The organism is Bacillus sp. DX3.1, assembly GCF_030292155.1.
GTDB lineage: Bacteria > Bacillota > Bacilli > Bacillales > Bacillaceae_G > Bacillus_A.
The window spans coordinates 270,001-282,601 of the sequence record NZ_CP128153.1 but is presented as its reverse complement, the minus strand read 5'-3'; the positions used below and the strand labels follow the sequence as shown (position 1 = coordinate 282,601).

The 12,601-nt window shown below is 40.7% G+C and carries 10 protein-coding genes, 2 tRNA genes and 2 rRNA genes (1 of these 14 cut by a window edge); 3 read left to right on the top strand and 11 right to left on the bottom strand.

Annotation, left to right across the window (positions count from 1 at the left end):
• Positions 1 to 384: 384 nt before the first annotated feature.
• Positions 385 to 2,019, bottom strand: a complete 1,635-nt coding sequence (groL, locus tag QRE67_RS01575; protein ID WP_286123240.1) for a chaperonin GroEL — start codon at positions 2,017 to 2,019, stop codon at positions 385 to 387.
• A 38-nt stretch (positions 2,020 to 2,057) separates the two neighbouring features.
• Complete coding sequence (gene groES / locus QRE67_RS01570; protein WP_286123239.1) at positions 2,058 to 2,342, bottom strand: co-chaperone GroES; 285 nt, start codon at positions 2,340 to 2,342, stop codon at positions 2,058 to 2,060.
• 413 nt (positions 2,343 to 2,755) lie between these two features.
• On the opposite strand from groES, the gene QRE67_RS01565 reads away from it, so the two are divergent.
• Positions 2,756 to 3,499 carry a CPBP family intramembrane glutamic endopeptidase gene (locus QRE67_RS01565; RefSeq protein ID WP_286123238.1) on the top strand — a complete coding sequence of 248 codons (744 nt, stop codon included), beginning with the start codon at positions 2,756 to 2,758 and terminating at the stop codon, positions 3,497 to 3,499.
• Positions 3,500 to 3,501: 2 nt separating this feature from the next.
• Positions 3,502 to 3,702, top strand: coding sequence for a YdiK family protein (locus QRE67_RS01560; protein WP_286123237.1), 201 nt, complete (start codon positions 3,502 to 3,504; stop codon positions 3,700 to 3,702).
• 27 nt (positions 3,703 to 3,729) lie between these two features.
• Here the strand turns inward: QRE67_RS01560 and QRE67_RS01555 are convergent, their stop codons facing one another.
• A complete protein-coding gene (locus QRE67_RS01555; protein WP_286123236.1) occupies positions 3,730 to 4,359 on the bottom strand; it encodes a redox-sensing transcriptional repressor Rex in 630 nt (209 codons plus the stop codon).
• A 182-nt stretch (positions 4,360 to 4,541) separates the two neighbouring features.
• Between QRE67_RS01555 and QRE67_RS01550 the strand changes: the two genes are divergently transcribed.
• Positions 4,542 to 6,467, top strand: coding sequence for an ABC-F family ATP-binding cassette domain-containing protein (locus QRE67_RS01550; protein ID WP_286123235.1), 1,926 nt, complete (start codon positions 4,542 to 4,544; stop codon positions 6,465 to 6,467).
• A gap of 430 nt (positions 6,468 to 6,897) precedes the next feature.
• Here the strand turns inward: QRE67_RS01550 and tsaD are convergent, their stop codons facing one another.
• The 8 genes from tsaD to QRE67_RS01510 all read right to left on the bottom strand — a co-directional run.
• On the bottom strand, positions 6,898 to 7,914 hold the full coding sequence (gene tsaD, locus QRE67_RS01545) for a tRNA (adenosine(37)-N6)-threonylcarbamoyltransferase complex transferase subunit TsaD (RefSeq protein ID WP_286123234.1): 1,017 nt from the start codon (positions 7,912 to 7,914) through the stop codon (positions 6,898 to 6,900).
• On the bottom strand, positions 7,914 to 8,357 hold the full coding sequence (gene rimI / locus QRE67_RS01540) for a ribosomal protein S18-alanine N-acetyltransferase (protein ID WP_286123233.1): 444 nt from the start codon (positions 8,355 to 8,357) through the stop codon (positions 7,914 to 7,916). The genes tsaD and rimI overlap by 1 nt, the downstream gene beginning before the upstream one ends.
• Positions 8,358 to 8,368: 11 nt before the next feature.
• Positions 8,369 to 9,061, bottom strand: a complete 693-nt coding sequence (tsaB, locus tag QRE67_RS01535; protein WP_286123232.1) for a tRNA (adenosine(37)-N6)-threonylcarbamoyltransferase complex dimerization subunit type 1 TsaB — start codon at positions 9,059 to 9,061, stop codon at positions 8,369 to 8,371.
• On the bottom strand, positions 9,042 to 9,497 hold the full coding sequence (tsaE, locus tag QRE67_RS01530) for a tRNA (adenosine(37)-N6)-threonylcarbamoyltransferase complex ATPase subunit type 1 TsaE (protein ID WP_483298695.1): 456 nt from the start codon (positions 9,495 to 9,497) through the stop codon (positions 9,042 to 9,044). The genes tsaB and tsaE overlap by 20 nt, the downstream gene beginning before the upstream one ends.
• 403 nt (positions 9,498 to 9,900) lie before the next feature.
• A tRNA-Asp gene (locus tag QRE67_RS01525) sits at positions 9,901 to 9,976 on the bottom strand.
• Between the two features lie 2 nt (positions 9,977 to 9,978).
• Positions 9,979 to 10,055 (bottom strand) — tRNA-Met (locus QRE67_RS01520).
• A gap of 11 nt (positions 10,056 to 10,066) precedes the next feature.
• Positions 10,067 to 10,182, bottom strand: a 5S ribosomal RNA gene (rrf, locus tag QRE67_RS01515).
• A 51-nt stretch (positions 10,183 to 10,233) separates the two neighbouring features.
• Positions 10,234 to 12,601, bottom strand: a 23S ribosomal RNA gene (locus QRE67_RS01510); it runs 551 nt beyond the window's last position.

Here is a 12,601-nt window from a genome sequence, read left to right as displayed (position 1 = left end):
CCCCCTCTTAGTACATCTCCTTTAAAAACAGCAGAGTTTGCCCTACTATACTGTCTACAAATTCCCAATTTATTTGAAACGAGGGCAAACAAATCTCAGTGACTTGGTGTAAAAAGGTTAGAAAAGCGCTTTAATATGCCCAACACTTCTTCGAATAAGAGGGTTTTGTTTTCACGATAGTAGTTGAGGAACAGATAAAAGCAGTACTACGTGAAGAAGGAGTAGTCGAGAAGATAGACATAAAAAAAGAGGCTTCCATTAAGTTCACTGACTTAATGAAAGACCTCTCTAAAATCTCATTAATTAACATCGGTCAATTTTTCGGACATTAAAGATTGTGCGAAGGTTTATAAGCCTTTGTATATCAAGGCTTATAAAGCTTTATTACATCATGCCGCCCATACCGCCCATGCCCATGCCGCCCATATCAGGCATTGCAGGACCATTAGGTTCTGGTTTGTCAGCAACAACTGCTTCAGTTGTTAAGAACATTGCTGCAACAGATGCTGCGTTTTGAAGTGCTGAACGAGTTACTTTTGTTGGATCTACGATACCAGACTCAAGCATGTTTACCCAAGTACCAGTTGCTGCGTTGAAGCCTACGCCTACTTTTTCACCTTTTAAGCGTTCTACAACTACAGAACCTTCTAGACCAGCGTTGATTGCGATTTGACGAACTGGCTCTTCTAATGCACGAAGTACAATGTTAATACCTGTTGCTTCGTCGCCATCAGCTGCTAGACCAGCTACTTTTGTATATACGTTCATAAGTGCAGTACCACCACCTGCAACAATACCTTCTTCTACTGCTGCACGAGTTGAGTTAAGAGCATCTTCAATGCGAAGTTTACGCTCTTTTAATTCAGTTTCAGTTGCTGCACCAACTTTAATTACAGCTACACCGCCTGCAAGTTTAGCAAGACGTTCTTGTAATTTTTCACGATCGAACTCAGAAGTTGTTTCTTCTAATTGCGCACGGATTTGACCAATGCGAGCTTCGATTTGTTCTGTGCTACCTACACCTTCAACAACTGTTGTATTTTCTTTCGTTACAACAATTTTGCCAGCGCGGCCTAAAGATGCAATAGTAGCAGATTTTAAATCACGTCCTAATTCTTCAGTGATCACTTCGCCACCAGTTAAGATCGCGATATCTTCTAGCATTGCTTTACGACGGTCACCAAATCCAGGAGCTTTTACAGCTACTACATTGAATGTACCACGAAGTTTGTTCACTACTAATGTAGCTAATGCTTCGCCTTCTACATCTTCCGCAATGATAAGAAGTGGTTTACCTTGTTGTACCACTTGCTCTAACACTGGTAAAATCTCTTGAATGTTAGCGATTTTTTTGTCAGTGATTAAAATAAATGGATTATCAAGAACTGCTTCCATTTTGTCAGAATCAGTAATCATGTAAGGAGATGCATATCCACGATCGAATTGCATACCTTCTACTACATCTAATTCTGTTGTGAAGCCTTTAGATTCTTCTAATGTAATAACGCCATCGTTACCAACGCGTTCCATTGCTTCTGCAATTAATTGACCTACTTCTTCGTCAGCAGATGAAATAGCAGCTACTTGTGCGATAGAAGATTTACCTTCGATTGGTTTAGAGATTGTTTTTAATTCTTCAATTGCTGCAACAACAGCCTTTTCGATCCCTTTACGAAGACCCATTGGGTTTGCACCAGCTGTTACGTTTTTTAAGCCTTCAAGAATCATTGCTTGCGCTAATACAGTTGCAGTTGTTGTTCCGTCACCAGCTACATCATTTGTTTTACTAGCAACTTCTGCTACTAATTTCGCACCCATGTTTTCGAATGCGTCTTCTAATTCGATTTCTTTTGCAATTGTTACACCATCATTTGTAATAAGTGGTGAACCAAATTTTTTCTCAAGTACAACATTGCGACCTTTTGGTCCAAGCGTTACTTTTACTGCATTTGCAAGAGTGTCGACACCGCGAAGCATCGAACGACGTGCTTCTTCACTAAATTTAATATCTTTTGCCATAATTTTTGACCCCCTTGGATTTTTAAAAATGTATATAATTAACCAATAATTGCTAAAATGTCACTTTCACGTAAAATCAAGTAGTCTGCACCTTCGTATTTCACTTCAGTACCTGCATATTTTGAGAAGATGATAAGATCGCCTGCTGCTACCTCTAAAGCAACACGCTCACCATTTTCAAGCACACGACCAGTACCTACTGCAATGATTTTACCCTCTTGTGGTTTTTCTTTTGCAGTGTCTGGTAATACAATACCACTTGCTGTTTTTTCTTCTGCTTGAACAAGCTCAATTACAACGCGATCACCTAATGGCTTTAGCATGAACAATAACCTCCTCATTTTTTTATGTAAATTTTCTTTATTAGCACTCAGTAGCTCCGAGTGCTAACACACTTATAATAATAAATAATCTAAATTTCTTTTGCAAGTAAAAAAATCATAATTTTTTGCAAATCAATATACAGGCTTTTTCTACCGAATGATTATCACATAGTCGAGCCTTAGCTCACTTTATATTGCATCGGCTTTTCCGCTTCTCGTATGTTACAATAAGAAAGATGCCATAAGTTGTTTTCTCTATAGATACAGCTTTTTCCTGTTTCCTATTTCATTTTCAAGCAAAGATTTACAAAAAAATAATAAAACACACGGTTATTCTGTACTCCTGGCTGGATGTTTACATGTTATCCTGCCTTATTTCATAACATAAGGGCTAGAAAGGATGGTTAACCAATTTGAAGAAACAGTATTGGTGGATTATAGTTACATATATTCTCATGCAATTATCAGGTGTTATTGGATTACCGCTACTTTTAAAAACCGGACTGTACAATAATAGCGGTTTAACACGAGATGAAAAAATACAACTTATGACTGGCCACTGGGCAATTATTAGCTTTCTCATTGCATTATGCATTGTACTGTGGTTACTCAGAACGGATATTCGCGAAAGCCGTTTAGATACAAAACGCGCAAGTATTCCCGCAACAATTGGTTGGATCTTTATCGGATTCTTTTTAGCTTTCTTTTCTCAAACGATTGCTGGTACGATCGAAATGCGTTTGTTAGGTATTAAGCCAGGCTCTGAGAATACAGAGCGTTTAATGGAAATAGCAAGGACCACTCCTTGGTTCCTCATTGTTGTATCTATACTAGGTCCTATTTTAGAGGAAATTGTCTTTAGAAAGATCTTATTTGGCACACTGTATAAAAGGTTTAATTTCTTTATCGCAGCTATCATTAGTTCACTTGTATTCGCAGCTATCCACTTTGATTTTACGCACCTATTGGTATACACTGCTATGGGTCTTGTTTTCGCCTTCTTATACGTGAAAACAAAACGAATTATCGTTCCCATCATGGCTCACGTTGCCATGAATACATTAGTTGCACTATTTCAAGTCGCATTAAGTAATGAGCAAATACAAGAAATGATAAAAGAAGCAGAAAAAATGCAAGGATTTATCGGAGGATTTTAAATATGAGGAACTCACCATTGTTCATGGCAGCACTGTATTTCCTTCTTGGATGTATTTTTACATACTTAGCAATTATTAATGTTGAAGATACAATCTGGAATTTTTATACGCTACTGCTTGCTGGTATGGCGACAATAGATTTTAATTTAGCACTTCGCCTTATCTTAGTAAAATTCAAAACGAAAACAAAAAAAGAACAATAAAAACGCAGGGGGATTTCCCCTGCGTTTTTATTGTGGATAATTTTTCAAAAAGTAAACCAGCGTTTGTAATTCTACAGCTAAATCAATATGATGAATCCTTATATTCTCTGATACATTTAACCGTGCTGGTGTGAAATTCAAAACTCCATGTACGTTTGTATGAGCTAATCGATCTGCCACAGCTTGTGCAACAGTAGCAGGTACTGTTAATATTGCCACTTGTATATCATCTTTCAAACGTTCTTCAAGTTCATCCAAATGATATACAGGAATTCCTCCGATTTCTTTTCCAACTTTCTCTTCATTTACATCAAAAGCCATTTCAATTTTTGTATTATTATTTTTCGTGAAATTGTAATGTAAGAAAGCGGTCCCTAAATTACCCACTCCAATAAGTGCTACACGTGTTATATCATCTTGATCAAGCGTTTCTCGGAAAAACGACAGTAAATAATTCACATTATAGCCGTACCCTTTTTTTCCCAACGCCCCAAAATATGAAAAATCTCTACGAATTGTTGCGGAGTCTACCTTCACCGCTTCACTTAATTCCGCAGATGATACACGTTGCTTACCAGAAAGGGATAAGTTTTGGATAAATCGATAGTATAGAGGCAATCGTTTGGCAGTCGCCTGTGGAATCTTTTGCTGATCCATAAAACCACTCCTCTCCTCCTATCTCTGTTCATGTAATTTGAACAAATACAGAAGTTTAGCACTTAAGACTTTCCTTGTATAATAGAGAGAGACTTCTCTCTTTATTTTAAACTATACACTATTTTTAGTATGATTGAGAAATATAACATGGCAAAGTTAAGAAATTATTTGAGGTGAAAAAATTGATTTTATTACAAGTAAACGGACTTTCTAAATTGTACGGTGCCGAAACAATCCTTGCAAACATTAAACTTGAAGTACAAACAAGAGATCGCATCGCCCTTGTCGGCCGAAATGGAGCTGGAAAATCTACACTATTAAAAATTATTGCAGGGGAACTTTCTCACGACGATGGTGAAATTATAAAACCAAAAGACGTTTCCATCGGTTATTTAGCCCAGAATACCGGTTTAGAAACTTCATTGACCATTTGGGATGAATTATTAACTGTCTTTACGCATCTACAACACATGGAAAAAGAACTTCGAAGGTTAGAGCAAGAAATGGGTAAGAAAGAAAACTTCTCAAACGCTACTACATATGAAAAATTGCTCGCTGACTATGATCAATTGCAACTGGATTATAAAGATAAAGGCGGTTATCAATACGAAGCGGATATTCGCTCTATTTTAAGCGGCCTTGGTTTTCCAGCAGAAACGCATGGAACAACGATTTCCACATTAAGCGGTGGTCAAAAAACGCGGTTAGCTCTTGGTAAATTGCTATTAACAAAACCAGACTTGCTTATTTTAGACGAGCCGACAAACCATTTAGACATTGATACACTAACATGGCTAGAACAATACTTACAAGGCTATCCGGGCGCTATTCTAATTGTTTCCCATGATCGCTACTTTTTAGACAAACTTGTCACACAAGTATATGAAATCTCTAACAAAGAAAGTAGACGTTACGTCGGAAACTACAGTAAATATTTAGACTTAAAAGCCGCACTCTATGAACAGGACATGAAGCGCTATGAAAAGCAGCAAGACGAAGTTGCAAAATTAGAGGACTTTGTCCAAAAAAATATTGCTCGTGCTTCTACAACAAAGCGTGCCCAAAGTCGCCGTAAACAATTAGAACGAATGGAACTGATGACCAAACCATTAGGTGATTCAAAATCAGCATCTTTTCATTTTGATATCGAAAAGCAAAGTGGGAATGATGTGCTACAAGTAAAAGACGTTTCCATTGGATATAATCAAGAACCGATTATTGAACATGTCAATGTACGATTAACACGAGGAGACAGTGTGGCACTTGTTGGACCAAACGGAATTGGGAAATCTACATTACTAAAGTCACTTGTAAATAAAATCGAGACATTAAGTGGAGACATTTCTTTCGGTTCTAATGCCTCCATCGGATACTACGATCAAGAACAGGCAAACTTAACATCATCAAAGCGTGTTCTGAACGAGCTTTGGGATGAATATCCAATGCAACCTGAAAAAGAGATTCGCACCCTACTCGGCAACTTTTTATTCTCAGGAGACGATGTGTTAAAACCAGTCTCTTCCCTAAGCGGTGGACAAAAGGCAAGATTGGCCCTAGCAAAATTAATGATGCAAAAGTCCAATTTACTCATTCTAGATGAGCCAACGAACCATCTCGATTTAAATAGCAAAGAAATTTTAGAAAATGCCTTAATCGATTTTCCAGGAACTCTTTTATTTGTCTCCCATGATCGCTATTTTATCAATCGTGTAACGACAACAGTCGTTGAATTATCAGCAGATGGTGCACAGGAATATTTAGGTGATTACGATTACTATGTGGAAAAGAAAAATGAAATGTTTGAACGGGCAGAATTTGAACAATTAGAAACAAATGCACCCGCCCAAAAACAAATTGCTCAAGAAAAGATAAATTACCTTGAGGAAAAAGAACGTAAAAAGTTAGAACGTCAACGCTCACGAAAAATTGAAGAATTAGAAGAAAATATCGCGAAACTAGAAGAAGAAATTACAGAATTAGAAGATCAACTTTGTCTGCCGGAAGTGTATGCCGATTACGAACGCGCTAGCGAAATTACAACAGCCAAACAAACGATGCAAGAGCAACTAGAAAAATATATGGCAGAATGGGAAGAATTACACGTATAAGCCCTCTGTCGTTCATATACGAAGAAAAAAGGAGATGACTCAAAGTCATCTCCTTTTTTTTAAGTCCAATGCCCGATATGGCACAAAAACAGTTTACTATGTCCCCATATGCTATCGGTAATAGTTCCACTTTATAAAGTGAAACTTTAATCAGTGGGGGTTTTACTGCCCGCAAATAGCGGGATAAATCAGAGATACAGTATAACTAAAATATACATAAGAATATCCTAGTCGAACGTCCGACTTCTTCTGAGTTATCCACAACATTATACACATATCCACCTTTATATTATGAGGGGATAAAATATCTTTTCCACATTATCCACAATTAACATAAAAACTATCCACATTTTATATACACAATAAAAACCCATATTATCAACAGATAATATGGGTTTTATCCACAGGTTGTGGTTAATTTTGTGTATAACTATGCTTCAATATCTAATCCTGGATTTGCGTTCAATGCCAATGTCGCACGCTTTCCTTGTTCATATGCAATCGTTCCAGCTGCTGCAATCATTGCTGCATTATCTGTGCATAAAGATAATGGCGGAATGATTAGCTCAATATTTTCATTCTTTGCAAACTCCTCCTCTAAACGAGCACGGAGTCCTTTATTAGCTGCAACACCTCCAGCAAGGAGCACTTGTTTCACATCATACGCTTCTGCTGCACGGGCTGCTTTCGTTACTAATACATCTATTACACTCGCTTGGAAGCTAGCTGCTAAATCTTCTGGTGCAATGTCTTCCCCGCGTTGTTTTGCGTTATGCACAGTGTTGATAACTGCTGATTTTAATCCACTAAAGCTAAAGTCATAAGAATCTGGTTCGAGCCATGCACGAGGTAAATCAATCGTTGGCTTTCCTTCATGAGCAAGACGATCGATATGTGGCCCACCTGGATACGGCATCGATAACGTACGTGCAACTTTATCGTATGCTTCTCCTGCAGCATCGTCTCTCGTCTCGCCGATTACTTCAAACGAACCATGTTCTTTCATATAAACAAGCTCTGTATGCCCTCCTGATACAACAAGTGACAACAGCGGGAACTGTAACTCTTTTACTAAGCGATTTGCATAAATATGTCCAGCGATATGATGAACACCGATGAGCGGAATATCATGAGCAAAAGCAACCGCTTTTGCTGCATTTACACCAATTAAAAGTGCACCTACTAACCCCGGCCCTTCCGTTACAGCAATTGCATCAATATCTTCAAATGAGATGTTCGCTTCTTTTAATGCTTCCTCTAATACAACTGTGATTTGTTCTACATGATGACGAGATGCGATTTCTGGTACAACCCCGCCAAAACGCTTATGACTTTCAATTTGTGAAGCCACTACATTTGCTACTATTTCTGTTCCATTTTTGACAACTGCTACAGCTGTTTCATCACAGCTCGTTTCAATACCAAGTATAATTGTATTTTTTCCCATTATATATTCACCCACATTACAAGACCATCTTCATAATTGTCTGTATAGTATCGTTTACGAATCCCACCATTTTGGAATCCATACTTTCTGTATAACTTTTTCGCTACTTCATTTGACACTCTTACTTCAAGGGTCATCGTCTTAGCTCCTATTTCCTTCGCTTGATTTATTACTTCTTTTAACAAAGCATCTCCAAGCTTTTGACCACGGTATTCTGGTAAAATGGCTATGTTCGTAATATGTGATTCATCAATAATAATCCATAATCCACAGTATCCAATTACCGCATCATTTTTTTCTATTACAACATAGTGTGCATATTCATTCGTCGTTATTTCACGATAAAATGCGTCGGCTGTCCAAGGAGTTGTAAATGACGCTTCTTCAATTGCAACAATTTGCGCAATATCATCCGTCGTCATCTTTCGAAATGTAATATCCATCGCTCTAACCCCTACTGTCTTTGACTTTCTAGCCATTTTGTTTCTGCTTCTGCCAAACGAAGATAGCTCGGAACAAATGTATGTACGCTTTGTTCTTCTTTTTGTAATCCTAAAAATGCTAACTCACTTGGTCTTGGATTATTCTTTGTAAAGGAAGCAAATATAGCTAAGTCTCCCAAATGCTCTACAATTGTTTCTTTATGTTGTTCTACATCATTTCCAATAAATAAAACAGGTTGTCCCATATCTTTTAACATCTGTAACCAATCTACAATAAGAATGATTCGATCATCCTTTATAGAAATTAGCTTTTGCTCTTTACATGTATACAAGCCTGTATAAATTTGTCCTCGGCGCCCATCAAATAATGGACAAATAACACCTTGGAAATTCGCTCCGTTTGCTGCTACTACTTCCAGGCTAGACACGCCCACAATCGGAATTTGCAATGACCAAGCTAATGTTTTCGCTGCCGTTACTCCAATCCGAACACCTGTATACGAACCAGGACCAGCTGCTACAACAATTTTATTTAAATCTTTAGGTTTTACATTACACTCTTGCAAAAGCTGTTCTACAGCCGGCATAAGGCGTACAGAATGATTTTTTGTTAAATTTGTAATGATTTCTCCAACAACAGTATTTCCATCAATAAGAGAAACCCCCATTACATAATTTGAAGTATCAATTGCTAGTACTTTCATCTTGTAATAGCTCCTCACATAATCTAATATAACGTTCTCCACTCGGCTCTAGTACAATTCTTCTTGTATTATCACCTTCATGAAATAAACTAATCTTTAACTGTGAAGTCGGTAGGAAAGACTCAATTAAATGCGCCCATTCTACAACTGTTATGCCTTCACCATAAAAATATTCATCAAATCCTAGGTCTTCTTCACTTTCCGCTAAACGATACACGTCCATATGATATAGCGGTAGTCGCCCTTTGTACTCTTTAATAATATTAAATGTTGGACTATTTACAACACGCTTTACACCAAGCCCTTTTGCAAGACCCTTCGTGAATGTTGTCTTGCCCGCCCCTAGGTCTCCTTCTAAAATAAGTACATCTTGCGCTTGAACAAGTTGCCCGAGCTTCTCTGATAGTTCCTGTGTTTCTTCAGAAGACGTTGTCATAATTTCATATCTATTCAAAGGTTTCACCTACCTTACTTGCAATATTCTCTGCTCTTTATTATACAGTTTTTTTCACTTTGTTTCATTTTTGATCATATAAATCCATTTTGATTTTTCGACATATAAGCCGCGGCTATAGATAACAAAAGGTGACCTGCACTCGTTTTCTCTCTTTGTTTTCACTATGTCTGGGCAGGAAAAGGATCTGACCGCTTCTATGCATGGCCCGGATGCTCTCTCCCACCTAAAAAGAAGCGTTTTATGCCGGTGTTTTAATTTGCATTTATATATATAAAAAAGACCTTAGGAGTTTTCCTAAGGATAAGATTGACTGTCTTTATAAGTTTTTTTAAATAAATAAAAAAATACGAAACAAGTTGTTTCGTTCTTTTCTTTGTATAAATGGCGGTCCCGACCGGGGTCGAACCGGCGATCTCCTGCGTGACAGGCAGGCATGTTAACCACTACACCACGGGACCATTGGTTGCGGGGACAGGATTTGAACCTGCGACCTTCGGGTTATGAGCCCGACGAGCTACCGTACTGCTCCACCCCGCGACGATATAAAAGCCTGGCAACGTCCTACTCTCACAGGGACAAGGTCCCAACTACCATCGGCGCTAGAGAGCTTAACTTCCGTGTTCGGTATGGGAACGGGTGTGACCTCTCTGCCATCATTACCAGACTTATGAAGGTATATTCCTTCAAAACTAGATAACATAAGCGTTCATATTATATGGTTAAGTCCTCGATCTATTAGTATTCGTCAGCTCCACATGTCACCATGCTTCCACCTCGAACCTATCAACCTGATCATCTTTCAGGGATCTTACTAGCTTACGCTATGGGAAATCTCATCTTGAGGGGGCTTCATGCTTAGATGCTTTCAGCACTTATCCCTTCCGCACATAGCTACCCAGCTATGCCCTTGGCAGAACAACTGGTACACCAGCGGTGCGTCCATCCCGGTCCTCTCGTACTAAGGACAGCTCCTCTCAAATTTCCTGCGCCCACGACGGATAGGGACCGAACTGTCTCACGACGTTCTGAACCCAGCTCGCGTACCGCTTTAATGGGCGAACAGCCCAACCCTTGGGACCGACTACAGCCCCAGGATGCGATGAGCCGACATCGAGGTGCCAAACCTCCCCGTCGATGTGGACTCTTGGGGAGATAAGCCTGTTATCCCCGGGGTAGCTTTTATCCGTTGAGCGATGGCCCTTCCATGCGGAACCACCGGATCACTAAGCCCGACTTTCGTCCCTGCTCGACTTGTAGGTCTCGCAGTCAAGCTCCCTTATGCCTTTGCACTCTACGAATGATTTCCAACCATTCTGAGGGAACCTTTGGGCGCCTCCGTTACACTTTAGGAGGCGACCGCCCCAGTCAAACTGCCCACCTGACACTGTCTCCCGGGTCGATGAGACCCGTAGGTTAGAATTTCAATACAGTCAGGGCGGTATCCCACCAGCGCCTCCACCGAAGCTAGCGCTCCGGTTTCAATGGCTCCCGCCTATCCTGTACAAACTGTACCAAAATTCAATATCAGGCTACAGTAAAGCTCCACGGGGTCTTTCCGTCCTGTCGCGGGTAACCTGCATCTTCACAGGTACTATAATTTCACCGAGTCTCTGGTTGAGACAGTGCCCAAATCGTTACACCTTTCGTGCGGGTCGGAACTTACCCGACAAGGAATTTCGCTACCTTAGGACCGTTATAGTTACGGCCGCCGTTTACTGGGGCTTCAGTTCAGAGCTTCGCTTGCGCTAACCCCTCTCCTTAACCTTCCAGCACCGGGCAGGTGTCAGCCCCTATACTTCGCCTTACGGCTTCGCAGAGACCTGTGTTTTTGCTAAACAGTCGCTTGGGCCTATTCACTGCGGCTTTCCGTTAAGAAAGCACCCCTTCTCCCGAAGTTACGGGGTCATTTTGCCGAGTTCCTTAACCAGAGTTCTCTCGCACACCTTAGGATTCTCTCCTCGCCTACCTGTGTCGGTTTGCGGTACAGGCACCTTTTATCTCGCTAGAAGCTTTTCTTGGCAGCGGGGAATCAAAGACTTCGCTCCATAAGGAGCTTCCCCATCACAGCTCAGCCTTCACGATAAGCGGATTTGCCTACTTATCAGCCTAACTGCTTGGACGTGCACAACCAATCGCACGCTTCTTCTATCCTTCTGCGTCCCTCCATTGCTCAAACGATAAAGAGGTGGTACAGGAATATCAACCTGTTGTCCATCGCCTACGCCTGTCGGCCTCGGCTTAGGTCCTGACTAACCCTGAGCGGACGAGCCTTCCTCAGGAAACCTTAGGCATTCGGTGGACGGGATTCTCACCCGTCTTTCGCTACTCATACCGGCATTCTCACTTCTAAGCGCTCCACCAGTCCTTACGGTCTGACTTCACTGCCCTTAGAACGCTCCCCTACCACTGATACCATAGGTATCAATCCGCAGCTTCGGTGGTGTATTTAGCCCCGGTACATTTTCGGCGCAGAGTCACTCGACTAGTGAGCTATTACGCACTCTTTAAATGGTGGCTGCTTCTAAGCCAACATCCTAGTTGTCTAAGCAACTCCACATCCTTTTCCACTTAATACACACTTTGGGACCTTAGCTGGCGGTCTGGGCTGTTTCCCTTTGACTACGGATCTTATCACTCGCAGTCTGACTCCTAAGGATAAGTCATTGGCATTCGGAGTTTGACTGAATTCGGTAATCCGATGAGGACCCCTAGTTCAATCAGTGCTCTACCTCCAAGACTCTTACACTTAAGGCTAGCCCTAAAGCTATTTCGGGGAGAACCAGCTATCTCCAGGTTCGATTGGAATTTCTCCGCTACCCACACCTCATCCCCGCACTTTTCAACGTGCGTGGGTTCGGGCCTCCATTCAGTGTTACCTGAACTTCACCCTGGACATGGGTAGATCACCTGGTTTCGGGTCTACGACCACGTACTAAACGCCCTATTCAGACTCGCTTTCGCTACGGCTCCGCCTCTTCAGCTTAACCTCGCACGGGATCGTAACTCGCCGGTTCATTCTACAAAAGGCACGCCATCACCCATTAACGGGCTCTGACTATTTGTAGGCACACGGTTTCAGGATC